This is a genomic window from Streptomyces sp. NPDC034099 (assembly GCF_055575415.1).
The window spans coordinates 366391-390906 of sequence record NZ_JBVISR010000007.1 but is presented as its reverse complement, the minus strand read 5'-3'; the positions used below and the strand labels follow the sequence as shown (position 1 = coordinate 390906).

The 24516-nt window shown below is 71.7% G+C and carries 20 protein-coding genes; 9 read left to right on the top strand and 11 right to left on the bottom strand.

What is annotated here, in order from left to right:
• Positions 1-26 precede the first annotated feature (26 nt).
• The gene (locus tag ACZ56V_RS22395; protein WP_468944605.1) at positions 27-1478 is read left to right on the top strand and encodes an amino acid permease; all 1452 of its coding nucleotides are present in this window, start codon (positions 27-29) and stop codon (positions 1476-1478) included.
• Here the strand turns inward: ACZ56V_RS22395 and ACZ56V_RS22390 are convergent.
• The gene (locus ACZ56V_RS22390; RefSeq protein ID WP_356364669.1) at positions 1435-1878 is read right to left on the bottom strand and encodes an ATP-binding protein; all 444 of its coding nucleotides are present in this window, start codon (positions 1876-1878) and stop codon (positions 1435-1437) included. The two genes, ACZ56V_RS22395 and ACZ56V_RS22390, sit on opposite strands and share 44 nt — an antisense overlap.
• Before the next feature lie 191 nt (positions 1879-2069).
• Between ACZ56V_RS22390 and ACZ56V_RS22385 the strand changes: the two genes are divergently transcribed.
• Both ACZ56V_RS22385 and ACZ56V_RS22380 read left to right on the top strand, forming a co-directional pair.
• Positions 2070-2897, top strand: coding sequence for an enoyl-CoA hydratase family protein (locus ACZ56V_RS22385; RefSeq protein WP_468944601.1), 828 nt, complete (start codon positions 2070-2072; stop codon positions 2895-2897).
• 4 nt (positions 2898-2901) lie between these two features.
• Positions 2902-5307 carry a bifunctional salicylyl-CoA 5-hydroxylase/oxidoreductase gene (locus ACZ56V_RS22380; protein WP_398913777.1) on the top strand — a complete coding sequence of 802 codons (2406 nt, stop codon included), beginning with the start codon at positions 2902-2904 and terminating at the stop codon, positions 5305-5307.
• Here ACZ56V_RS22380 and ACZ56V_RS22375 read toward each other — a convergent pair.
• The 3 genes from ACZ56V_RS22375 to ACZ56V_RS22365 form a co-directional block, all read right to left on the bottom strand.
• The gene (locus tag ACZ56V_RS22375) at positions 5295-6206 is read right to left on the bottom strand and encodes a sulfotransferase family protein (RefSeq protein ID WP_398913776.1); all 912 of its coding nucleotides are present in this window, start codon (positions 6204-6206) and stop codon (positions 5295-5297) included. The genes ACZ56V_RS22380 and ACZ56V_RS22375 overlap by 13 nt on opposite strands.
• An 83-nt stretch (positions 6207-6289) precedes the next feature.
• A complete protein-coding gene (locus tag ACZ56V_RS22370) occupies positions 6290-7135 on the bottom strand; it encodes a PaaX family transcriptional regulator (RefSeq protein WP_398913774.1) in 846 nt (281 codons plus the stop codon).
• A gap of 15 nt (positions 7136-7150) precedes the next feature.
• Positions 7151-8839 (bottom strand): AMP-binding protein, encoded by a 1689-nt coding sequence (locus ACZ56V_RS22365; RefSeq protein WP_468944596.1) that lies wholly within the window; start codon positions 8837-8839, stop codon positions 7151-7153.
• Between the two features lie 151 nt (positions 8840-8990).
• On the opposite strand from ACZ56V_RS22365, the gene ACZ56V_RS22360 reads away from it, so the two are divergent.
• From ACZ56V_RS22360 to ACZ56V_RS22350, 3 genes are read left to right on the top strand one after another with little or no spacing between them, the layout of a single operon-like run.
• Positions 8991-10253, top strand: coding sequence for an acyl-CoA dehydrogenase family protein (locus ACZ56V_RS22360; protein ID WP_468944593.1), 1263 nt, complete (start codon positions 8991-8993; stop codon positions 10251-10253).
• Positions 10250-10648, top strand: coding sequence for a RidA family protein (locus tag ACZ56V_RS22355; protein WP_356364655.1), 399 nt, complete (start codon positions 10250-10252; stop codon positions 10646-10648). Before ACZ56V_RS22360 ends, ACZ56V_RS22355 begins: the two co-directional genes overlap by 4 nt.
• 27 nt (positions 10649-10675) lie before the next feature.
• Positions 10676-11503, top strand: a complete 828-nt coding sequence (locus ACZ56V_RS22350; protein ID WP_468944589.1) for an alpha/beta fold hydrolase — start codon at positions 10676-10678, stop codon at positions 11501-11503.
• 48 nt (positions 11504-11551) lie between these two features.
• On the opposite strand, the gene ACZ56V_RS22345 is transcribed toward ACZ56V_RS22350, so the two are convergent.
• Positions 11552-11761: a DUF5999 family protein gene (locus tag ACZ56V_RS22345; RefSeq protein ID WP_467384551.1), complete on the bottom strand. Its 210-nt coding sequence runs from the start codon at positions 11759-11761 to the stop codon at positions 11552-11554.
• A gap of 239 nt (positions 11762-12000) precedes the next feature.
• Here ACZ56V_RS22345 and ACZ56V_RS22340 point away from each other — a divergent pair, with 239 nt between their 5' ends.
• A complete protein-coding gene (locus ACZ56V_RS22340) occupies positions 12001-12444 on the top strand; it encodes a DUF6299 family protein (protein ID WP_467384549.1) in 444 nt (147 codons plus the stop codon).
• A 141-nt stretch (positions 12445-12585) separates the two neighbouring features.
• Here ACZ56V_RS22340 and ACZ56V_RS22335 read toward each other — a convergent pair whose 3' ends face one another.
• From ACZ56V_RS22335 to ACZ56V_RS22325, 3 genes are all read right to left on the bottom strand, one after another.
• Positions 12586-13431, bottom strand: a complete 846-nt coding sequence (locus tag ACZ56V_RS22335) for a DUF2637 domain-containing protein (protein ID WP_468944585.1) — start codon at positions 13429-13431, stop codon at positions 12586-12588.
• A gap of 604 nt (positions 13432-14035) precedes the next feature.
• A complete protein-coding gene (locus ACZ56V_RS22330) occupies positions 14036-14221 on the bottom strand; it encodes an SRPBCC domain-containing protein (RefSeq protein WP_467384612.1) in 186 nt (61 codons plus the stop codon).
• Positions 14222-14249: 28 nt separating this feature from the next.
• Entirely contained in the window at positions 14250-15038 is a 789-nt protein-coding gene (locus tag ACZ56V_RS22325) for an OBAP family protein (protein WP_468944583.1), read from the bottom strand.
• A gap of 735 nt (positions 15039-15773) precedes the next feature.
• On the opposite strand from ACZ56V_RS22325, the gene ACZ56V_RS22320 reads away from it, so the two are divergent.
• Complete coding sequence (locus ACZ56V_RS22320; protein ID WP_398913757.1) at positions 15774-16292, top strand: transglycosylase SLT domain-containing protein; 519 nt, start codon at positions 15774-15776, stop codon at positions 16290-16292.
• Positions 16293-16574: 282 nt separating this feature from the next.
• Here the strand turns inward: ACZ56V_RS22320 and ACZ56V_RS22315 are convergent, their stop codons facing one another.
• On the bottom strand, positions 16575-21086 hold the full coding sequence (locus ACZ56V_RS22315; protein ID WP_468944580.1) for a DUF6531 domain-containing protein: 4512 nt from the start codon (positions 21084-21086) through the stop codon (positions 16575-16577).
• An 82-nt stretch (positions 21087-21168) separates the two neighbouring features.
• On the opposite strand from ACZ56V_RS22315, the gene ACZ56V_RS22310 reads away from it, so the two are divergent.
• Positions 21169-22332 carry a DUF6183 family protein gene (locus ACZ56V_RS22310; protein ID WP_468944578.1) on the top strand — a complete coding sequence of 388 codons (1164 nt, stop codon included), beginning with the start codon at positions 21169-21171 and terminating at the stop codon, positions 22330-22332.
• A gap of 217 nt (positions 22333-22549) precedes the next feature.
• Here the strand turns inward: ACZ56V_RS22310 and ACZ56V_RS22305 are convergent, their stop codons facing one another.
• Both ACZ56V_RS22305 and ACZ56V_RS22300 read right to left on the bottom strand, forming a co-directional pair.
• Positions 22550-24079 carry a helix-turn-helix domain-containing protein gene (locus ACZ56V_RS22305; RefSeq protein ID WP_109029773.1) on the bottom strand — a complete coding sequence of 510 codons (1530 nt, stop codon included), beginning with the start codon at positions 24077-24079 and terminating at the stop codon, positions 22550-22552.
• 86 nt (positions 24080-24165) lie between these two features.
• Positions 24166-24363, bottom strand: a complete 198-nt coding sequence (locus ACZ56V_RS22300; protein ID WP_104631285.1) for a DUF4236 domain-containing protein — start codon at positions 24361-24363, stop codon at positions 24166-24168.
• Positions 24364-24516 lie beyond the last annotated feature (153 nt).

Here is a 24516-nt window from a genome sequence, read left to right as displayed (position 1 = left end):
ACCACCAGAAACGAGCACCACCCGCCATGCCCGCTTCCCGCGTCAAGTCCCCCCACCTGCTCGTCGCCGAATCCGGCGCCGACCGCGAAGGCCACGGCCTGAAGCGCACGATGGGGCTGTTCCAGCTCGTCTGCTTCGGCGTCGGCGCGATCGTCGGCACCGGCATCTTCGTCGGTCTGTCCGACTCCGTCGCCGAGGCCGGTCCGGCCGTCGTCGTCTCCTTCGTCCTCGCCGCGACCACCTGCGTGTTCACCGCGTTCGCCTTCGCCGAGCTGGGCGGCGCGATCCCGGTGTCCGGCTCCTCGTACTCCTTCGCCTACGCCGGGCTCGGCGAGCGGACCGCGTTCCTCGTCGGCTGGTGCCTGCTCCTGGAGTACGGCGTGTCGGTCTCGGCGGTCGCGGTGGGCTGGAGCCAGTACGTCAACGAACTGCTCGACAGCGTCCTCGGCGTCCAGCTCCCGCACGCCCTGTCCGCGGGCCCCGGCGACGGCGGCGCCGTCAACCTGCCCGCGGTGATCGTCATCGCCCTGGCCTGCGTGCTCCTGGTGCGAGGGGTACGGGAGAGCGCCCGCGCCACGGCCGCCATGGCCGTCCTGAAGCTGGCCGTCCTGCTCGCCTTCTGCGCCATCGGCTTCTCCGCCTTCCGGGACGGCAACCTCACCCCGTTCTCCCCGGCCGGCCTCGGCGGCATCGGTGCCGGAACCACCGCCGCCTTCTTCTCGTACATCGGTTTCGACGCCATCACCACGGCCGGCGAGGAGGCCAAGAACCCGCGCCGGGACATCCCCGTCGCGATCCTGGTCTGCATCGGTCTGGTCACCCTGCTGTACTGCGCGGTCGCCGTCGCCGCGATCGGCGCCGTCGGCGGCGACCAGGTCGGCGGCCGGCCCGCCGCGCTCTCCTACGTCGTCGACCGGGTCACCGGCTCGGCGATCGGCGGCGGCGTGGTCGCCTTCGGCGCGGTCGTCGCCATCGCCTCGGTGGTGCTCGCCGTGATGTACGGCCAGACCCGCATCCTGATGTCGATGTCCCGGGACGGACTGATCCCCCGGGTCTTCGAGAAGGTCTCCCCGCGCACCGCGACGCCCGTCGCCGGCACCCTGATCGTCGGCGCGGTCTTCGCCCTCCCGGCCGCCTTCGCCCCGCTCGACGCGGTGGTCAACCTGTGCACCATCGGCACCCTCGCCACGATGGCCGCCGTCAACGTCTCGGTGATCACCCTGCGCCGCCGCGAACCGGGCCTCGCCCGCACCTTCCGCGTCCCGCTGTACCCGGCGACCCCGCTGCTCGGGGTCGGCTTCTGCCTGTACCTGATGTACGAGACGGGCGGCGCCACCTGGCTCCAGTTCGCGGTGTTCCTCGCGGTGGGCCTGCTGGTGTACACGGCCTACGGGCGGCGGCACTCCCGCCTGGCCGGGGCCGCGGACGCGTCCGTCACGCCGGAGGGCGACGCTGAGCGGGTACCGCAGGAAGCCTGAACCAGACCGCCTTGCCCGCTCCGGTGGGCCGGTGACCGCAGGACGAGCTGAGGGCGCGGATGAGGAGCAGGCCGCGCCCGTCCTCACGCCACGGGTCGGGCGGCTCCATGTCCGGCCGGGTGAGGTCGGCCGGCGGCGACGGGTCCGGGTCGTGCACCTCGACCTGGCAGCCGGTCGGCCGCAGCTCCACCACCAGCTCGATCGGCGTCGGGCCGACCGGCGTGTGCTCCACCGCGTTGGCGACCAGCTCGGCCGTGAGCAGCTCCGCGGTGTCGCCGTCGGCCGTGTGCTCCAGCTCGGCCAGGGCATTGCGCACCAGAGCACGCGCCACCGGCACGGCCGCGGCGGAGTGCGGCAGCGCGATGCGCCAGGAGGCGGGTGCGGGGGAGTGATCGTGCACGGCAGTCCGTTTCGTGGAGCAGGGGTGTCCTGTCCTGCTTTCAACCTTATGAATGGTACGGCGCCGCCCGGCAGAGCCGTTCGACGGGCGCCCCCGGGACCTTCGGCCCGAGCCGCCGAAGCCTTGTCGCGCCCCGAGCCTTATCGCGCACCCGTGACGACAGTCACAGATGAGTGATAACTTCGAGTGCCATGAGTCCCTTCACCGGCTCCGCCGCCCCCACCCCCGACTGGCGGCACCTGCGTGTCGAGATCACCGACGGCGTCGCCACCGTCACCCTCGCCCGCCCCGACAAGCTGAACGCGCTCACCTTCGAGGCCTACGCCGACCTGCGCGACCTGCTCGCCGAGCTGTCCCGCGGGCGGTCCGTACGGGCGCTGGTGCTGGCCGGTGAGGGGCGCGGCTTCTGCTCCGGCGGTGACGTGGACGAGATCATCGGCGCGACCCTGTCCATGGACACCGCCCGGCTGCTGGACTTCAACCGGATGACGGGCCAGGTGGTGCGGGCGGTACGGGAGTGCCCGTTCCCGGTGATCGCCGCGCTGCACGGGGTCGCCGCGGGCGCGGGTGCGGTCCTCGCCCTGGCCGCCGACTTCCGGGTCGCCGACCCGTCCGCCCGCTTCGCCTTCCTCTTCACCCGCGTCGGCCTCTCCGGCGGCGACATGGGTGCCGCCTACCTGCTGCCCCGCGTCGTCGGCCTCGGGCACGCCACCCGCCTGCTGATGCTCGGCGACCCGGTCCGCGCACCCGAGGCCGAGCGCATCGGCCTGATCAGCGAGCTGACCGAAGAGGGCCGCGCCGACGAGGCCGCCCACATCCTGGCCCACCGCCTGGCCGACGGCCCGGCCCTGGCCCACGCCCAGACCAAGGCCCTCCTGACCGCCGAGCTGGACATGCCGCTGGCGGCAGCGGTGGAACTGGACGCGTCCACCCAGGCCCTGTTGATGACGGGCGAGGACTACGCCGAGTTCCACGCCGCCTTCACGGAAAAGCGCCCCCCGAAGTGGCAGGGGAGGTAAGGCGATGGTGTCGACGCAGGGGAGCATGCCAACCTCAGGGGCGCGGGGCTGTGTTGATCAGCGGCTCCGCCGCGGGGCGCGGCCAGCCACAACGAACCCGCACTCGCCCGCGAAGACAACCCACCCCCTCAACACGGCGATCATCGGCGGAGGCCCCGGCGGCCTCTACACCGCCGCCCTCCTCAAACGCCTCGCCCCCGACCGCGAGATCACCGTCTACGAACGCAACGCCCCCGACGACACCTTCGGCTTCGGCGTGGTCCTCTCCGACGAAACCCTCGGCGGCATCGAACACGCCGACCCGGTCGTCTACGAGGCCCTCAAGACCCACTTCGTCCGCTGGGACGACATCGACATCGTCCACCGAGGCACCCGCCAGACCTCCGGAGGACACCGCTTCGCCGCCCTCGGCCGCCGCCGCCTCCTGGAGATCCTGCACGAGCGCTGCCACGACCTCGGCGTGGAGCTCCGCTTCCGCACCGAGGCACCGCCCCCGGACCGCCTCGCACGGACCCACGACCTCGTCGTCGCGGCCGACGGAGTGCACAGCGCCACCCGCGAGGCGTACCGCGACGTCTTCCGGCCGCACCTCACCCCCCACCGCTGCCGCTACATCTGGCTCGCCGCCGACTTCGCCTTCGACGCCTTCCGCTTCGAGATCGCCGAGACCGAACACGGCGTGATGCAGCTGCACGGCTACCCCTTTGCGCCCGACGCCTCGACCGTCATCGTCGAGATGCGCGAGGAGGTCTGGCGGGCCGCCGGTTTCGACGAACTGGACGAGACCGAGTCCACCGCCCGCTGCGCCAAGATCTTCGCCGACGCGCTCGGCGGCCGGCCGCTGCGTTCCAACAAGTCGGCGTGGACCACCTTCCGCACGGTCGTCAACGACCGTTGGTCGCACGGCAACGTCGTCCTGCTCGGCGACGCCGCCCACACCGCCCACTTCTCCATCGGCTCCGGCACCAAACTCGCCGTGGAGGACGCCCTCGCGCTCGCCGCCTGCCTGGAGGAGCGGCCCACCCTCCAGGAGGCGCTGACCGCGTACGAGGAGGAGCGGCGCCCCGTCGTCGCCTCCACGCAGCGGGCGGCCAAGGCCAGCCTGGAGTGGTTCGAGGACCTGGACCGGTACCTCGGCCAGCCGCCCCGCCAGTTCGCCTTCAACCTGCTCTCCCGCAGCCGCCGGGTCACGCACGAGAACCTGCGGCTGCGCGACGCCGACTTCACCGGCGCGGTGGAGCGCGAGTTCGGCTGCCCGCCCGGCACGCCCCCGATGTTCACCCCGTTCCGGTTGCGCGGCCTGACCCTGCGCAACCGCGTCGTCGTCTCCCCGATGGACATGTACTCCGCCACCGACGGCGTCCCCGGAGACTTCCACCTGGTCCACCTCGGCGCCCGGGCCCTGGGCGGCGCCGCACTGGTGATGACCGAGATGGTGTGCGTCAGCGCGGAGGGCCGCATCACCCCCGGCTGCGCGGGCCTCTACACCGGCCGTCAGGGCGAGGCGTGGCGGCGGATCACCGACTTCGTGCACGACAGCGCGCCCGGCACCGCGATCGGCGTGCAGCTGGGACACAGCGGCCGCAAGGGCTCGACCCGGCTGATGTGGGAGGGCATGGACCAACCGCTCCCCGACGGCAACTGGCCCCTGGTGGCGCCCTCCCCGCTGCCGTACCGCCCCGACAGCCAGATCCCGCGCGAGCTGTCCCGGGCGCAACTGACGGACGTACGCGAGCAGTTCAGGTCCGCCGCCGTACGGGCCGCCGGGGCCGGCTTCGACCTGCTCGAACTGCACTGCGCCCACGGCTACCTGCTCTCCGGCTTCCTCTCCCCGCTCACCAACCGCCGCACCGACGCCTACGGCGGCTCACTGGAGAAGCGGCTGCGTTTCCCGCTGGAGGTCTTCGACGCCGTACGCGAGGTGTGGCCGGACGAGCGGCCCATGACCGTACGGATCTCCGCCACCGACTGGGCCGAGGGCGGCACGCGTGCCGAGGAGGCGGTGGAGACCGCGCGCGCCTTCGCCGCGCACGGGGCCGACGCCATCGACGTGTCCACGGGCCAGGTCGTCGCCGGCGAACGGCCCGAGTTCGGGCGGTCGTACCAGACGCCGTACGCGGACCGCATCCGGCACGAGGCGGGCGTCCCGGTGATCGCCGTCGGCGCGATCTCCTCCTGGGACGACGTCAACTCGCTGATCCTGGCCGGACGGACCGACCTGTGCGCCCTCGCCCGCCCCCACCTCTACGACCCGCACTGGACCCTGCACGCCGCCGCCGAGCAGGGTTACGACGGTCCGGGCGCCCCGTGGCCGGCGCCGTACCGGGCGGGCAGTCGCCCACCGCGCACCGGGCGCACCGACGCCCCCAAGCCGAGGCTCACGCTGCACGGCCCGCGTCAGGACGTGTAGCCCCAGGCCGCGCACATCGGGCGCAGCCGCTCGGGGATCTCGTCCTCCCCGGGCAGCGCGCGCCCCGGCTGCACGGTGCCGGTGCGGATGTTCTCGCGCCAGTCGCCCAGTCCCCGGACCAGCTCGGCGCTGCTCTTCCTGCCGTAGTCCAGCATGGCCGGCGCGTAGTCGACGCCGAGGTACGCGCACAGCCGGCGCATCTCGCGCTCGGGGTCGCCGGTGATGTCCTCGTAGCGCACGGTGAATCCGTCGGCGTCCGCCGTACGGGCCTCCTCGACGGCCGTCATGTAGCGCAGCACGTCCGTGACGGCCGTGTCGTGGGGCCGCTTCACGGGGTCGGTCTCGTGCCAGGAACGGGCGGTCGACGCGGGATGGCGCAGCAGGAAGACGAAGCGCGCGTCGGGCCAGCAGTCCTTGAGGCGCCGGTACAGGTACACGTTGGCCGGTGTCTTCTCGACCACGAAGTCCTTGCCGGACCTGATGAGTTCGCGGTGCAGGACGCGGTCCCACAGCAGGTGCTCCAGGTCGCCGCGCCGCAGGCCGAGGGCGCCCATCGCGCGTTCGGAGAACCAGTTGGCGCAGGTGACCTCCAGCCGGCCGAGGTGCAGCTCGTGCGGGGCGTGCAGCCGCGGGTGGGCGCCCAGCATCATGCGCAGCAGGGTGGATCCGGACCGGATGGACGAGATGATGAAGACGGGTTGTCGCACCAGCCGTTCGGCCGGCAGCTCCTCGGCCGACGGACATCGGTACGCGGCCTCCTGCCGCGCCGCGGATCGCGCGGCGGCGGACTTCTTGCCCTGCCTCCCCTTCGGGCTTCCCTTCACCGCCTGGGGTGCTCTCCGTACCTGGAGGCCGGTGGTCACGGTGAGGGCCCGGTTCAAGTTGCGTGCGAGACTCATGCGTCCGCACGGTAGGGGCGAAACCTGAGAAGAGGGTCTGAGGAGGCTGAGGGTTCACTGATCCCGTAAGAAGGTGACGTGGTTCACTTCTCGGCGGATGGGGCCGGTCCCATCGCCGCGTAGTGCGCGCCCGCGTCCCGCAGCCGCTCGTGCAGCGCCCGGAAGACGGCCGCCGAGCGTGTGCCGGGCCAGCCCGCGGGCAGCAGCCGGGCGGGCAGCCCGGGGTCCGTGTAGGGCAGGTGGCGCCAGGAGTCCAGGGCGAGGAGGTAGTCGCGGTAGGCCTCCTCGGGAGGCGTGTCCGTCCGGCGCTCCCAGTCGTGCAGCACGCGCGCGTGGCGGTCGAGGAACGCCTCGTGCTCCTCGGCGATCGCGGCCAGGTCCCACCAGCGGGCCACCGCCTCGGCGGTCGGCGTGAAGCCCAGGTGCTCGCCGCGGAAGAAGTCCACGTAGCTGTCCAGGCCGAGGCGGCCCAGGGTGTGCCGGGTCTCCGCGTACAGGCGGGCCGGGGCGATCCACACGCCAGGGGCGGCGGTGCCGAAGCCTAGACCGGCCAGGCGCGAGCGCAGGACGTGCCGCTTCTGGCGCTCCGACTCGGGCACGGAGAACACGGCGAGCACCCAGCCCTCGTCCCCGTGGGGTGCGGTGGCGTAGACGCGCCGGTCCCCGTCGTCCAGCAACTGACGGGCCTCGGCGGAGAGTTCGTAACCGGCCGCTCCCTCGGTCGTACGGGCCGGCAGCAGCAGCCCGCGCCGCTTCAGCCGGGACACCGACGAGCGCACGGAGGGCGCGTCCACCCCGACGGCCGACAGCAGTCGGATCAGCTCGGCGACGGGCACCGGGCCCGGCGCGAAACGGCCGTACGCGCCGTAGAGCGTGACGATGAGGGACCTCGGAGCGTGCTGTACGTGCTGGTCGGACACGTTGATCATCTTATGTCGTCGGCGTCACGCCCGGCCGCCCAGGGGATCCGGACGAGCACCGGGACCGGTGGCGGGGGCGGGGGCGAGGCCCGGACCGGACGGGGCGAGGAGGCGGTAGCGCTGGAGCTTGCCGGTCGCCGTGCGCGGCAGCGCGTCCAGGAAGACGATCTCCCGCGGGCACTTGTACGGCGCCAGCTCCGACCGCAGGAACTCGCGCAGCGCGTCCGCGTCCCGCGCGGCCCCCTCCCGCAGCACCGCGTGCGCCACCACGACCTGCCCCCGGCGCTGGTCGGGACGGCCCACCACCGCCGCCTCCACCACGTCCGGGTGCCGCAGCAGCGCGTCCTCCACCTCGGGACCGGCGATGTTGTACCCGGCGGAGATGATCATGTCGTCGGCGCGTGCCACGTACCGGAAGTACCCGTCGGGCTCGCGGACGTAGGTGTCTCCGGTGACGTTCCAGCCGTCGCGCACGTACTCCCGCTGGCGCGGATCGGCCAGGTACCGGCAGCCCACCGGCCCGCGCACCGCCAGCAGTCCGGGCTCCCCGTCGGGGACGGGCGTGCCGTTCTCGTCCTGCACGCGCGCGTGCCACCCCGGTACCGGAACGCCCGTCGTGCCGGGCCTGATGGCGTCGTCCGCCGCGGAGACGAAGATGTGCAGCAACTCGGTGGCGCCGATGCCGTTGATGATCCGCAGTCCGGTGCGCTCGTGCCAGGCCCGCCAGGTGGCCGCGGGCAGGTTCTCGCCGGCCGAGACGCAGCGCCTGAGGCTGCTCACGTCGTACCCGTCCAGCTCGTCGAGCATCGCGCGGTACGCCGTCGGCGCGGTGAACAGCACCGACACCCGGTGCTCGGCGACGGCCGGCAACAGCTGCCTGGGGCCCGCCTGTTCCAGCAGCAGCGTGCTCGCCCCGGCCCGCATCGGGAAGACCACGAGACCGCCGAGCCCGAAGGTGAAGCCGAGCGGCGGGCTGCCCGCGAAGACGTCGTCCGGGCGCGGCCTCAGCACGTGCGCGGAGAAGGTGTCGGCGATCGCCAGCACATCGCGGTGGAAGTGCATACAGCCCTTGGGCCGCCCGGTGGTGCCGGAGGTGAACGCGATCAGCGCCACGTCGTCCGCGGCGGTGTCGACGGCCCGGTACGGCGTCCCGGGCACCCCACCGGACGTCGTACGGCGTCGCAGGTCGTCCGGCGCGTCCCCGCCGTACGTGGTGACGGCCAGACCGGCGATCTCCGCCTTGGCGAGGTCGTCGACGGCCCGGACGTCGCACAGCGCGTGCCGCACCCGCGCGATCTCGCAGATCGCCCGCAGTTCGTGCGGACGCTGCTGGGCCAGCACCGTGACCGCCACCGCGCCCGCCTTCAGCACCGCCAGCCAGCACGCCGCCAGCCACGGGGTGGTGGAGCCGCGCAGCAGCACCCGGTTGCCCGGGACGACGCCGAGGTCCCCGGTGAGCACGTGGGCGATCCGGTCGACGCGGTCCCGCAGCTCGCCGTACGTCCAGGTGTCCCCGGACGCGGTGCGGAAGGCCGGGCGGTCGCCGGGCGGGCCGGTGAGCAGCTCGGCCGCGCAGTTCAGCCGCGCCGGGTAGCGCAGCTCGGGCAGGTCGAAGAGGAGCTGGGGCCACTGCTCGGGGGGTGGCAGGTGGTCGCGCGCGAAGGTGTCGACGTGGGCGGAGCGGTGCGGGTCCGCGTGGCGCGGATCGGCCATGGCGGTTCGCCCCCTTTGTCGTGGTGGGCTCGCGCAACGAGCGTATCGTGTTGGTGACGGCAGTCAACGGGGCGCGATAACCTCGGTCGTGGCCCGGCAGCCCGTCAGGTGGTCCGGCAGACGGGCAGGGCGGCAGGGGAAGGGACCGGCGATGACCGCATTCTCGCTCGAACCGGCACAACTCACCTGGTGCGACGAGCTGCGCTCGCTGGCCGCCGAACGGCTGCGCCCGCTCGCGGAGAAGGGCGAGCCGGGCCGCGTCAACCGCGCCCTGGTCGCCGAACTGGGCGCCCTCGGCCTGCTGCCCCGCCTGTTCACCTCGGGCGCGCTCGACCTGTGCCTGATGCGCGAGTCCCTCGCCCGCGCCTGCACGGAGGCCGAGACCGCCCTCGCCCTCCAGGGCCTCGGCGCCCACCCCGTGCACGCCCACGGCACCGAGGCCCAGCGCGCCCGCTGGCTCCCCCGGGTGAGCGACGGCACCGCGGTGGCCGCCTTCGCCCTCAGCGAGCCCGACGCCGGCTCGGACGCGGCGGCGCTCTCCCTCCGGGCGGAACCGGAAGCGGGCGGCGAACCGGACACCGGGCGGGCAGGGGTGGCGCGCACTCCCGGTTCAGGGGCGGCCCCCGCCCCCCTGGCCGCCGACGCCGACGGGCCCTCCGGCTGGCGGCTCACCGGTGAGAAGTGCTGGATCTCCAACGCACCCGAGGCCGACTTCTACACCGTGTTCGCCCGCACCACCTCCGGCGCCGGAGCCCGCGGCGTCACCGCCTTCCTCGTACCCGCCGACCGCCCAGGACTCAGCGGCACCCCGCTCGACATGCTCTCGCCGCACCCCATCGGCGCCCTCGCCTTCGACGCCGTGCCCGTCACCGCGGACGACGTGCTCGGCGAACCGGACCGCGGCTTCCGGGTGGCCATGGACACCCTCAACCTGTTCCGCCCCAGCGTCGGCGCCTTCGCCGTCGGCATGGCACAGGCCGCCCTGGACGCGACCCTCGCGCACACCGCCGCCCGCGACGCCTTCGGCGGCAAGCTGCGCGACCTCCAGGCCGTCTCCCACCAGGTCGCCGAGATGGCCCTGCGCACCGAGGCGGCCCGGCTGATGGTGTACGCGGCGGCGACGGCGTACGACGCGGGCGCGCCGGACGTCCCGAAGCGCGCCGCGATGGCGAAACTCCTCGCCACCGAGACCGCCCACTACGTCGTCGACAAGGCCGTCCAGCTGCACGGCGCCCGCGCCCTGCGCCGCGGCCACCTCCTCGAACACCTCTACCGCGAGGTGCGCGCCCCGCGCATCTACGAGGGCGCCAGCGAGGTGCAGCGCGGCATCGTCGCCAAGGAGCTGTACCGGACGCACCGGACCCACCCGACGCACCGCTCGCAGGACGACACGACCGAGGAGGCCGGAGCATGACCGCCGAACGGGTCAACCCACCCGAACTGTCCCCGCCCACCGGCTTCTCCCACGCCGTCGTCGCCACCGGCACCCGCGTCGTGTTCCTGGCCGGGCAGACCGCCCTCGACCCCGACGGCAAGGTCACCGGCGACACCCTCCCCGCCCAGTTCGAGCAGGCCCTCACCAACCTCCTCACCGCCCTGCGCGCCGCCGGCGGCACCCCCGCCGACCTCGCCCGCGTCACCGTCTACGCCACCGACGTCGCCGCCTACCGCACCCACGCCGCCGAACTGGGCCGCACCTGGCGCGAGCTGGCCGGCCGCGACTACCCGGCGATGGCGGTCGTGGAGGTCGTACGGCTCTGGGACGAACGGGCACGGGTGGAACTGGACGGGTTCGCCGTACTGCCGTAACCCGCCCGCGGCCCCTACCATTCCGGCATGCCGGACATCGAACTGAGCGCGGGAACCATCGAGTACGAGGACACCGGCGGCGACGGCCCGGTCGTCGTCCTCCTCCACGGCCTCGTCCACGACTCCACCGTGTGGCGCAAGGTCCTCGCCGACCTGCGCACCGACCACCGGGTGATCGCGCCGACCCTGCCCTACGGCGCCCACCGGCTCCCGCTGCGCCGGCCACCCACCCCCGACCTGGTCAACGAGCTGATCGCCGAGTTCCTCGACCGCCTCGACCTGACCGACGTCACCCTCGTCGAGAACGACTGCGGACGGGCCCAGACGGTGGCCGCCCGGCACCCGGAGCGGCTCGCGCGGCTGGCGCTCGTCGCGTGCGAGGCGTTCGACAACTACCCGCCGGGTCTGCCCGGGAAGCTGATCGGCATCGCCTGCCGGGCCCCCGGCGGCGTGTCCCTGCTGGTGCGCACCCTCGGCCTCAAGCCGCTGCGCCGTCTCCCGGTCGGCATCGGCGCCCTCACCAAGCGGCCCGTGCCGGACGCGGTCGTCGACGGCTGGCTGCGCCCGCTGCGCACCGACCCGGCGATCCGGCGCGACTTCCGCCACTACGGCACCCACGTCCGCCGCGACGAACTGCTCGAAGCCGCCCAGGGCCTGCGGCGGTTCGACCGGCCCGCGCTCGTCGTTTGGGCGACCGAGGACCTGATGATGCCCCGCGCCCACGGCCGGCGCCTGGCCGAACTCCTCCCGCAGGGGCGGCTGGTGGAGGTCGAGGACACCCGGACGCTGATCCCCGAGGACCAGCCGGAGCTGCTCGCCTCCCTGCTGCGGGAGTTCGTCGCCGAGAAGCACTGACCCCGCCGACTCCGCCGCACACTGCCGCGCCCGGCGGTGCGGAAGCGGTCAGGCCGCCATCGCCAGGTGCCCGCCCGGCACCCGGTGCGGGGCGACGACCAGGCCGCCGGGCCGCAGCTCGCCGGTGTCGTCGAAGACGATCGTGCCGTCGCACAGCAGGTTCCACCCCTGCTCCGGATGGGCGGCGACGGTGTGCGCGGTGACGAAGCGCGCCTCGGGGGAGTCGGCTGCGGGGCAGGAAGGCCGGTGGGTACACATGGCGCACCTCCACGTCGGGAGACCGTCCCGTCGTCGGGACCGTCGCATGTACAGACGGTGCGCCCGCCGGGAAGTCATCGCCAAGACCCGGGCGGCAAGCGTGACAACACCCGGACAAGTCGGCGACGGTTCCACGACGGCCGACGCGGACTCGCCACCGAAGGGGTGACGGTCACTGCCGTCCGCCCCTGAGCCCGGTAGCAGTGGAACCCCTCATTCCGAACTACCGGGAGGTTCCCATGCCCGTACGGTCCGCCGCACTCGCCACGGCCGCCGGCGCCGCCCTGCTCCTGCTCTCCGCGCCCGCCGCCACGGCCGCGCCACACGACGCCCGCCTCGTCGCGGAGTCGGTCACGGTCGACCCGACCGGCCGCATCGCCGCCGACGGCAGCGTCACCCTCTCCGGCACCTACCGCTGCACCGGCGGCACCGGCCCGGTCTACGTCAGCTCCACCGTGAGCCAGAGCGACCCGTCCGTCCGGTACGGCGTCGGCGGCACCCGCGCTGTCTGCGACGGCCTGGAGCACCGCTGGGTCAACACCGGCACGCCCGACACGGTCGTGCTCAAGCCCGGCGCGGCCCACGTCGAGGCCACCCTGATGGAGCTGCGCCCCATGGGCATCGTGCCGCTCCCGAGCTTCCACGCCCGGCAGGGACAGGACGTGACACTGACGGCGGGCTGACCCACGCGGTGGGCCTTCCGTATCTGTCCGTAGCTGCCCGAACCCGTCCCGGCGCGATCCCCGACGCATTCCGCATTCCCTTTTCCGCACATCCTCCGGAGGGAATGGAAGCCCGTTCCGGTCACCTTGTTCCGTTCCGGGTCAGGTTCGTTTCCCGGGGCCCGTGCCGGGCCTTGGTGGACGGACGAGACTCTGCCGCTGCTGCGGAAGCGACACCGGATCGCCGGCCGCCTTGCCCGACAGGTCGTCACCCGGAGTGACCACGGCGCGCTGCCGGTGGCGCGGCACCGCACGCCGGGGCGGACGGGTGAGCGTGATCTGCCGGACGACCTGCTGGAAGCAGACCAGCGACGCCAGGCCCGGCAGGGCGGCCGCCGCCGCGTCGCTGACGGTTCTGGGTGCCTCCGCGACGCACAGCAGCATCGCGATGGCCGAGAACAGCAGGACGACGGCCCAGGAGTGCACCGCGCGGCGCTGGTGCAGCGCCGCCCGCAGCACCGCCAGCGAGGCCACCAGCCAGGGGCCGTAGACCAGCAGCGGCCACCAGGACACCACGCTGCCGCGGGTGCGGGTCACGGCGGCCAGGCGCAACGGTTCATAGGCCACCATGCCGCCGAACAGGGACACGGAGGCCGCGATGACCGCGGCGAGCGCGGCGACGAACAGGCTCGCGGCGCGCAGCCGGCTCACCTTTCTCCCTCTGCGGACCCTGCGGTGACTCGTCGGGGACTCCCTCAACGGGGGCAGCTCCGCCGTGATCTCCTGCAGATTGCTCAGCGGTGTGCCCGGGGCGGGTGCGAGCGCCGAGGTGTCCGTCGCGGAGGGAACGCCGGTCCGGGGCTCCATCGCGTCCTGGAGCAGGAACGCGAGTTCCTCGGCCGGGTCCCAACCGGGTTCGGGCGGGACCAGGGTCTCCTGGAAGGCCGCTTCGGACGCACGGTGCCGGCCGGTGCCCGTGATGCGGAACGGACCTTCGCCGTACGGCATGTCGGGGTGAGTGTGTTCTTCGTACACGAGGTGCCGGTCACTCCGCCCGGGTGTACGTCAAGGAGCCCTGCGTACGGCCCCACCGCTCGGCGAGGCCGCTCTCCAACTCGGTCATGACGTCCAGGAAGCGCTGCAGGACGGGCTCGGTCACCCGGAGGGGGACGGGGAGCCCGCCTCTGGTCAGAGTCCCGTCACTCGGTGACGGACAGTGATGTCTGCCGGGCTTGAAGGTGTACGGGCCAAGCGACGTCAATTCCCCGTTTTCCTCGGTCATATCCGAAGTAACGTCTGCCTACTCCGTCGGATGCGCGGCAGTCGAGTGAACGATTTCTGCGATCCTTACCCAATCTCGAATTCACACCGGTTCGGTCGTGGTCCGGTACGAAAAGCGCCGGAGCATCGTGCGAACGGGCGAAAACGCGACGTTCGGCCGCGCGTCCGGGTGACCTTTCGAAACGTGTCCGAACGTCCGCGCCGATCGCCGCGACCGGTTCCCCCTGGGCCGCCGGCGCCGGCCGCCCTGCCGGTGCTGGTCCGCCCGGCCGGCAGGCGAGGCACGCACACCCCCACCACCGGAAGGCGAACCGGCCGCGTGCGTGACCCGTCAGTACGTTCCCCATACGTTCTCCAGCGCGGCGATGACGTGGGAACACCAGCCTCCGCCCATGATCCGGTGGGCCGTCCGCTGAGCCGGGTCGTCCGGGTCGAAGCCGTCGCCGGGCATCATCCACCGGCCGATCAGGTCGGGCTCGGTCAGGGCCCGCCAGACCTTGGCGGGTGGGTGGGGCAGGCTGACACGGGCGGTGGGCGCTGAGCGGTCAGCGCTTGAAGTCCATCTCCTCGACGCGGGTCTGCACCGTCCGGCCGCTTTCCCAGGCGTTGGCGCCCGGTGCCACTTCCGGCATGGGGATGTCCGCCCGGTTCTCCCGTTTGCGGGAGGTCGAGAGGCCCAGCCTGTCGTCCCGGGCCCGGATCATCTCGTCCGACGCCTGTCCGTCGCCGGTGAAGCCCATCATCAGTTGAGGGATGCCGTACGGGAAGTCGTCGCGGTCGTACTGCCACGTGTGGAAGGTCTTCCCGTACGTGGTCACGAGGTCCTCGAAGTAGGCGTGCTCGGCCAGGTCGGGGATGCCGGGAGCGGTGAGGCTGCCGGACTTGACCTCGTAATGGTGGCTGTGCCACAGGCGCTTCTCGTCCTCGGGCAGGCCGCGGAAGCGTTCCTCGCTGATGATGTACTCGATGCCGATCAGACGGGCGTCGGGCGCGTTGCGGTCGAAGATCACGCACTGGTGCAGGTCGTGCTGGAGATGTATGCAGAAGTGCGTGGCCTCCACCTGGCGTCCCATGTCGTCGGCGTACATGTGGAAGCCGTTGAGGTACGTGCTCATCGCGTCGAGCGGATACTTCGTCTGCATGGCGCCGGCCGCCAGGTCGAGGGCGCGGTGCTTGAACGGGTGCCCCTTGCCGACCTTGCTGATCGTGGCCACCTTACGGCCGAACAGCAGGCCGCCCGCGGCCGTCAGGCCCGCCGCGACACCGATGCCGATGCTCGCGGCCGGCCCCCGGCCGGAGCCGCGTGAGCGGTGCGTGCCCTGTACGAGTCTCATGGGCGGCGAGTCCCCTCTGCCGGGCGGCCGTAACGGGCCGCGTCCCGGTGCTCGGCGTCCCCGTCGGCAGACCGGTGCCGTGCTCGGCCGTACTGGCGGGCGCCACCGGTAGCTGATGAGGCCGAATGCCCTCATCGCCGTCCTGTACGGCCCAGAGGGCGAGGGTGCTGAACGACCTGCTCGCGGCCCTCGGCACGCGGTCCTGAGGCGCGTCCCCCGGCTGCGGCGGGCGCGGAGTTCCGCGCGTACCGACTGACACACCCTCGTCACGCGCGTCCTCGTGCACCACCTCGCCCGGTCCCGGGACGCCGGCCTTCCTCACAGCCCCGAACGGTGACCGTGTCCTCCCGTTGAGTGAAGCGCCTGCCTCCGCAGGGTGACAGCAGTCGACCGCCGGGTGACCGGCTCTGTGAGGGCGCGCACAGGGCTCACGTCACACGGGGCCGGGGATAGTAGATGCCGGACGGCGGCTCACCTGCGGGGTCGCCAGTCGTCCGCGCGGTCACGCGGCCGGGTCTGCGAAGCGGCGTAGTAGGTCACACACTTGTCGCGGCGCCGGAGCGTTCCGCAGTGTGTTCGGCGTACCGGGGAGCCGAGCGCCGGGACCGGACGGGAAGAGCCCGTCCGTGATCCAGACACCGGCCCTGATGACGCGAAGCCGCGTCCAACGCGGACACCGCGTCGCCGACCCCCCGTCGGCCTCCCCATCACGTTCCCGAATGGAGAGGTACACCCATGCACGCCATCATGCGCCGCCCCAGCTTCCGCAAGTCCGCCGTGGCCTCCCTCGCCGCCGCGGGCGCCGCCGCCGTCACCCTCACCCTCGCTCCGAGCCCGGCACATGCCGCCGAGCCGGCCAAGGCCTCCACCGCGCAGACCCAGGCCCAGACCGACAAGATCAAGGCCATCGTCAAGGCCGGCGAGAAGAAGCACGGCGACGACCTCGACGGCTGGATCCGCACGGCCCTGGACGTCATGGACGCCAAGAACATCCCGGGTACCTACGAGGGCCTGCACCGCAACATCATGCGCGAGTCGTCCGGCAACCCGAACGCGCAGAACAACTGGGACGTCAACGCCCAGAACGGCATCCCCTCAAAGGGTCTGCTCCAGACCATTCAGCCCACCTTCGAGGCCTATCACGTCAAGGGCACCAAGGACTCCATCACCGACCCGGTCGCCAACATCGTCGCCGCCTGCAACTACGCGGCCGACAAGTACGGCTCCATGGACAACGTCGACTCCGCCTACTGACCGGCGGACCCACCGACCGCCTGGGCCCCAGGGACGACCGGTCCCGTGCGGAGGCCGGCGGGGCCCAGGCAGCACGGCGGGGCCGGAGGGACGACACGTCCCCTCCGGCCCCCCTGCGTCGCACTCCGTGCGTCTCAGAAACTCCCAGAGGCGCCACCACGCGCTGCGGCCGACGAGGGTGCGCAGCACCGGCCACAGCTCCAGGAGCAGGTCCTGGTCGAGGAGAGCTTGATGTGACGGTGTTGCGACGGCGGTCGGCATGTCCGTCACCGACCGGCCCTCTCAGACCGGATACGCCGTATGGATATGGCCGTCGCGGATGACGACTTCCACCTCCCTGGTCTCCCGTCCGCTGCCGTTGATGCCCACGGGCTCGCCGTGTTCAAAGCGGTGCAGGTGGCTGTCCTGTCCGGCCCTGGCGCGCGGGTTGGGGATGGCGGGCGTGCCGTCGACGCCCTCGCGGAGCCGCCGGCCCAGGACGAAGTCGTCGCCCTCCCAGAAGAAGTCCTCGTAGAACTCACCTGGCAGTGAGGGTTCCGGCCCGGTGGGGTCGGCGTTGTCCCGCACGCGGTCCTGGGCACCGGGGCCGTGCTGGCCCTCGATGTGGGCCTCCCGTTGCTCCGTGATGCCGTGCCTGCTGCTCTCGCAGCTCACCAGCCCCCACGGATCGGTCCAGCGAAGGGGGTCGAGGACGTAGGCGTGGTGGTTCGGCGCGGGAGCGAGGCCCAGGGGGTCCGGGCTGATGTAGCGGGCGTTCTCGGGGTCGTAGTAGCGCCGGAAGTTGTAATGGAGGCCGGTTTCCGGGTCGTGGTACTGGCCCGGGAAGCGCAGAGGGCAGTCGACCGGGCCGGCGGGACCGCCCACCGGCGTGCCCCACAGCGTCGTGCGTGCCCGCCAGGCGACCCGTCCCTCCTCGTCGACCAGCTCGGTGGGGGTGCCGACCAGGTCGGTGACGATGGCGTAGAAGCGGCGGTCGACCTCGTCCTGGTCGATCTGCAGCAGCGCACGGTCGGTGCCCGGAGCCCATTCCCAGCTTCGGGTGGGACCGCCCGTGGAACTGCTCTGTTCCACCAGGTGGGAGCCGTCCCAGGTGAAGACCGTCTCCTCGACCGGCAGACCCGCGTCGGACAGCAGGCGCTTGGCGACGCGGCGGCCGAGGCCGTCGTAGAGGTACGCCCAGCGACGGCCGTCCGGGGTCGTGACCTGAGTGAGCCGGTCCTCGGCCTCCCACGCGTAGGTCCACTCCCGCGTCCCCCCGGACAGCAGCTTGCGCGTCTGCCGCACGAGGCGCCCCTGTGCGTCGTGGACGTAGGTGATGTGTCCGGCCCTGCGGATGAGTGTGCCGTCGTGGACCCGTTCCCCTTGCGGGCCCTCCGGTGCGTCCGCCCGGCTGACGTTGCCTGCCGCGTCGTAGGCGTAGCGCTCCGACCACCCGGTGGCGGAGACCGCCTCCACCCGGCCGAGACGGTCACGGCTGAACCGGCGGGTGCCGTGGGTCTGGTCCTCGACGGCGGTCAGGCCGCCGTCCGGTCCGTACGTGTACGAGCGGTGCAACAGGGTCTCGTCCGGCGAACCCGTGTCGGAGGCGACTCGGCCGAGGACCCTCTGCTCGGTCAGACGGTGGCCGGCGTCCCACTCCTGCGTCAGTACCGTCGTCTCCCCGAGCCGCCGCTCGGTCTCGTGGCCCGAGGTCCCGTAGGCGAAGGACAGCGAGTTGTCGGCGAGCCGGACCCGGGTCGGCCGGTTGTTCGCGTCCCATTCCCAATGGCTGACGGCACCCGACGGAGTCCGGCGTTCCGTCCGCCGGCCGAGTACGTCGTACGACGTGCGGACCGCGCGGCCGTTGCACTCCTCGGAGACGACACGGCCCACCACGTCGCGTTCGAAAGTGAGCGTCGTCTCGGGGGTGACCGCCGTGATGAGTTGACCCGAGGAGTCGTAGGCGAAGGTCGCGATCGCCTCGCCGGACCGTCGCTCCACGACCCGGCCGCACGCGTCCCGCACGTATGCCGTGATCTCGCCCGCGCCGTTGGTGCGCCGGATCAGACGGCCCGCGGCATCGTAGGTGTAGGCGACGGCTCGGCCGTTGAAGTCCACTTCGCGGACGAGGCGGCCCGCCGGGTCGTAGATGTACGACCACACCGCACCCGACGCGCTCGTCACGGACGTGAGCCGCAGTTCGGTGTCGTACGCGAACCACGTCGTCGAACCGTCCGCCTCCGTCCTGGAGCGGAGCCGGTCGAAGTGGGTGAAGGTGTGGGTCGTGCTCCGGCCGTCGAGGCCGGTGTAGCGGACGATGTTGCCCTCGCCGTCGTAGGACCAGCTCTCACCGCTGCCGTCGGCCATGACGCGCTCGGCGGGGTAGCCCTCCACCGTCCAGGTGGTGCGTGTCGCCGCGCCGGCGGCGTCGACGGTACCCACGATGCGGCCGAAGGCGTCGCGGGTGACGTGCGACGTACCGCCCAGTGGCGCGGTGACGGAGTCGGGCAGCCCCAGCGGTCCCGGTTGGACGCGGTGGGTCGCTCCCAGGGCGTTGGTGACGCCGAGCAGTCCACCGGAGGGTTCATGGGCGTAGGTGGTGACGGCACCGTCGGCGTCGACGGTCGCCGCCGGGTGGCCGTGCTCGTCGTACGCGTAGCCTCGCCTGCCGCCGTTAGGCAACGTGATCCACAGGGGACGGTCGGAGGAGTCGTACTCACAGGTGGTGACCGTGCCGTCGGGACGGACCACAGAGATGAGGTTGCCACGCTCGTCGTAGCTGAAACGGGACGTGTAGCCCAGCGGATTCGTGCGTGAGAGCAGCCGGTTGTACGCGTCCCACTCGGCGTGGGTGGTGTTGCCGAGCGGGTCGGTCTGGGCGACGACCTGCCGGCGCTCGTTGTACCGGTAGGTCGTGGTGTGGCCGAGCGAGTCGGTGTAGCGGGTCTCCCGGCCTTCCGGGTCGTAGGCGACGGAGCAGGACAGGAACCCGTCGGCGCCTTCACCGCGTATGCAACGGTCCTGGTCGTCGTAGGTGAAGCGGTACCAGGTGCCGTTGCGGTCGGTCCAGGATGTGATGCGTCCCTGGAGGTCGTAGTCGTACCTGAGGGGAAGACCGCTGGAGTTGTAGATCTCCGTCAGGTGACCCTCGGGGCTGTAGCCGTAGCGCCGCAGCGTCGTGCCGTGCGGCCCCGTCTCCTCGTCGCGCAGCCGCAGGCCGACTATGCGGTTGCCCTCGGTGTCGATGTGCACATGGCGGCCGCCGGAGTCGCGGACGGCGACGGGGGCGCCGGTGTCGTCCCGGTCGATGTCGATGCGCCGTCCACCGCGGTCGGTCACGGCGGCCAGGGGAAGGGTGAACGCCTCGTACGCGGCGACGGGTCCGGCGAGCGGGGCGAAGTGGCGGGTGCGTCCGGAGGCCGGGTCGGTGATGCGGAGGGGGCTCTCGGGGGAGCCGTCCCAGTCCAGCGGCCAGCGCGGGCCCTCCGTCGGCATGACCGACGTACCGGGGGCGGGCACGGGATACACGAGGATCATGCCGTCTTCAGCGGCGAAGACGACGCCTTCCGCGTCCAGCTCAAGGCGCTCGTCGAACGTCGAGGCCCAGGACGGGCCGAACCACGAACCCCAGTTGTACGTCGAGAGGTGCGTACGCCGCAGCACGAGAGGGAGGAGCCCGGGAAGCTCGACGTCGGTCTCCTCCACGAGCATCTCGCCGGAGACCATGTCGATGGGATCGCCGTTCTTGCAGCGCCCCTTGGCCGGTTTGCTCTTGCCGACCGCGTCGTCGGCTCCCTTGCGCAGGCCTCGTCCCAGGCCCTTGGCCATCGCCTTGAGGCCGCCCTTGCCCAGGGCTTTCGCTCCTGTCGCGAGCTTGCCGAGTGTGGTGATGCCCTTGCCGCCAGGTATGCAGTCCAGGGCCGCGAAGCCCACGTCCCAGAGCGACGCTTGGCCTTTGCGGTATTTGTTGAGTGTGTCGGCGAGGACGACGAGGGCGGCCACGACGACGATCGCGGCCAGGATCGGCCCGCCGATGATCATCGCTACGACGCCGACGACCGCGACGACGACCTTGCAGACCGCGACGATCGAGTCCCAGTTGTCGGAGAACCAGTCGCCGACGTCCTCCCACCAGGAGCGGTTCTGGATGCCGGCGTCGGAGGCCTCGTCGATCTTGTTCTTGGCTTCCCGGGCCGCGTCGTCGCGCATCTTGCGCGCGTCCTCGGCCATCTTCTTCGCCGCGTCCAGCGCCCCCTGCGCGGAGTCGACGGCCGACTGGGCGTTGGCGTGAGCGGTCTTGGCGTGCTGGACGTCACGGGTGGCGGCACGGACCTTGGCCTCGTCCGGCTTGTCCGCGTCCGACTTGCTGCCCGTCGGGTCGTCCTTGTACTTGTCCGCCTCCTTCGACGCCCGTGTCACCCACGAGTCCGCCGAGGACAGCTTCGACTGCGCCGAGGAAAGGTCCTGGCGGGCCTCCCGCGCCTTGACCAACGCCCGGTCCGCCAGCGCCTGCGCCCGCTCCAGCTTCGGCCAGAAGTCGGCGAGCGCGTCACCGCACATCCCGTACGACTTCTCCAGCTTCTTCAAGTTCTTGGGAACCCCGGAGAACTCCTCCTTGAAGACCGTCGCCGACTTCCCCGCCCACTCGGCCAGGGTGGACTCCCCCGCCATGCCCTTCACCAGACGCAACGCCTCCGAGACGTCGTCGGCGAAGTCGTGCAGCGTCTTCGCGAGCGTCCGCACCCGCTGCGGATCACCCGGAGTCGGGTCCTTGTCCAGGTCCAGGACATGCCAATCCCTCGGCCGGTTTCCCACGCTCTTCCCCCGTCGCACGGTTTCACTCAAGGCACCTATGCCTCAGCAAAGTTACTTGATCCTCGGCCCGTAGACTCGGGGCGTGAGCCACAACCAAGAGACGCCTGGCGACAGCTGTTCCGATCGGCATCGCCGGGAGGAGTCGCAGCGTCTGGCCGAACTCGGACCGGAAGCAATGTACGAGGCGGCGGTGCGGCTGTGCACGGTCCGCGAAGGGCCCCCTGGAGCCTCCGTGGGGACCGTCGCGCGGATCGCCGAGACCCTCGCCGACACGCGTTCGCGGGACTGTGTGATGTTTGCGGCGGACCTCGTGAGTCGGCTGCTGCCCGACGGGGGCATGTCCCCCGGCGAAGGTGATCGATTGCTGCGTTCCGTGGCTGCGAAGCTGGTCAAGGCTCAGCACCTGCGCGACATCGAGCCCTTGTTCGCCGAGTTGCCGGACGGGGTTCCGGGTCCGGCAGTCGAGCTACGGGCCTGTCTTCTCGGAGAGCTGGCACTGATCGGCTCGGGGGGTGGTCGTCGTTCCCTGGAGGCGTACGCCGACAGGCTGCGTGAGCTGGGGCACCCACTGGCTCGGCTGCCCAGGACGCGGCTGGACATCGAGCACCGGTTCGCCGTCCGCGTCCGGGGACTGGGGTCGGTCAAGAGCGCGAAGCAGCTCCGGTCGCGTTTCCCCGAGGCTCCCTCGACTGACGGCGGTGCGGTCGTCGGCCGCGGTGCCAGGGATGCTCGAGACGACGGTCGGGCGAACGCGGCCGCCCGACCGTTCCGTGCCGGCGGATGGGCCCGTGAGCCCGAGGCACGGTTCTTCACGCTGCCGAGCCCGCTCAGCCCCGGCGACTTCGGCATCTCCTTCATCAAAGAACTGTCCTTGCGCTGTCTGGCGGGTGAGGGCAGCCGCCCGGGGAGTGCGCTCGCCTGCGTGACGACACCCGACGATGTGCTCAACGAACTGTTCTCGGCTTCGTACCTCGGCGGTGTGAACGGCCAGGGGCAGGGCGGTGCGTACGCGAGGCTGTATGCCTGGGAGAGTCTCTACGCGCTCATGGGGCTGCCCACCGGTGTACCCCTCTTGGAAGTGGTGCGGCGCGCGGCGGATCACCGGTGGTTGCGGTTCATGGCGTTCACGGACTGGTTCCACCACGACACCTCGGACCTGGCCTTCGCCGTGCTCGATCCCACCCGGACTCGGCTCGCCGTGCTGGCGGCGACCGATACCGATGCCCACGGCGACGCTCTCGGATAGGGAAGACGTCCTGGTACCTTCTTCGCCCTTGTCGTCGGAGTTTGCCGAGATCCTTCCGGCCCTGTGAAGCAGGACGCGGGCGTCACCAGCACCGTTCTCGATGAACGGACGCGTGACGTGCATGTCCGCAGAGAAATCCCAGGGACAACTGCGCGTCCTCCCGGCCCCCGCATCTGCGCAGGCCAGGAGGGTTTCGCGCCGTTTTCTCCTCAGACCCTCAGATGTCCCGGAAGATCTCGATCTGCGCCCCGATCGAGTTCAGCCGCTCCGCGAGGTCCTCGTAGCCGCGGTTGATGACGTAGACGTTGCGCAGGACCGACGTGCCCTCGGCCGCCATCATCGCGAGGAGGACGACGACCGCGGGGCGCAGGGCCGGCGGGCACATCATCTCGGCGGCGCGCCAGCGGGTGGGGCCCTCGACCAGGACGCGGTGCGGGTCCAGGAGTTGGAGGCGGCCGCCGAGGCGGTTCAGGTCCGTGAGGTAGATGGCGCGGTTGTCGTAGACCCAGTCGTGGATGAGGGTCTGGCCCTGGGCCGAGGCCGCGATGGCCGCGAAGAAGGGGACGTTGTCGATGTTCAGGCCCGGGAAGGGCATGGGGTGGATCTTGTCGATCGGGGCTTCGAGCTTGGACGGGCGCACCGTGAGGTCCACCAGGCGGGTGCGGCCGTTGTCGGCGAAGTACTCCGGCGTGCGGTCGTGGTCGAGGCCCATCTCCTCCAGGACCGCCAGCTCGATCTCCAGGAACTCGATCGGGACCCGGCGCACCGTCAGCTCCGACTCCGTGACCACGGCGGCGGCCAGCAGGCTCATCGCCTCCACCGGGTCCTCGGAGGGGGAGTAGTCCACGTCGGCGTCGATGACCGGCATGCCGTGCACGGTGAGGGTGGTGGTGCCGATGCCCTCGACGCGGACGCCCAGGGCTTCGAGGAAGAAGCAGAGGTCCTGGACCATGTAGTTGGAGGAGGCGTTGCGGATGACGGTGACGCCGTCGTGGCGGGCGGCCGCCAGGAGGGCGTTCTCCGTGACCGTGTCGCCGCGCTCGGTCAGGACGATGGGGCGGTCCGGGCGGACGGTGCGGTCGACCACCGCGTGGTAGTGGCCCTCGGTCGCGGCGACGTCCAGGCCGAAGCGGCGCAGCGCGATCATGTGCGGCTCGATGGTCCGGGTGCCGAGGTCGCAGCCTCCGGCGTAGGGCAGCCGGAAGCGTTCCATGCGGTGCAGCAGCGGGCCGAGGAACATGATGATGGAGCGGGTGCGGACGGCGGCCTCGGCGTCGATGGCCTCCATGTCCAGCTCGGCCGGCGGCACGATCTCCAGGTCGGTGCCGTCGTTGATCCAGCGGGTGCGCACGCCGATGGAGTTGAGCACCTCCAGGAGGCGGTAGACCTCCTCGATGCGGGCGACCCGGCGCAGCACCGTGCGCCCCTTGTTGAGCAGCGAGGCGCACAGCAGGGCCACGCAGGCGTTCTTGCTGGTCTTGACGTCGATGGCGCCGGACAGGCGACGGCCGCCGACCACGCGCAGGTGCATCGGACCCGCGTAGCCCAGGGAGACGATCTCGCTGTCCAGCGCTTCGCCGATCCGGGCGATCATCTCAAGGCTGATGTTCTGGTTGCCGCGCTCGATCCGGTTGACGGCGCTCTGACTGGTGTTGAGCGCCTCCGCAAGCTGTGACTGCGTCCAGCCGCGGTGCTGCCGGGCGTCACGGATGAGCCTGCCGATGCGTACGAGGTAGTCGTCTGCCATGAGGTTGAGGCTATCTCAGATATGAGATGGCGCCTCTCGGGGGGTCCGTTCGGGTGACGTGACGTCAAGAAACCCCTGGTGACGGCTCAGCGGCGCCTGCTCGTCGTCGTACGGCGCCATCCGAAAGGTCCCGGCAAATCCATCGATGTCGTACGACGTCCGGTGCTGCTGCGGGTGTGGCGCGGGCCGTTCCCGCCTCCGGTGGTGATGGACCATGAACGTTTGTTGATGTTCAGCCGCACTCCGGGGAGGATCCGGAAGCTCTTGCGGAACGTGAGCGGCATCGTGCCCCCTTCCGAGTCGTGCCGGGTCGGTCCGGCATGCATCGGATACCCCCGTTCGGCGTACTGATGGCCGCACGGGTCACCCGGGATGGGGCGTACGCCACACGGCGCCCGGACATGACCGGGCCGCCCCCATGTACTAGAGTTATCTCG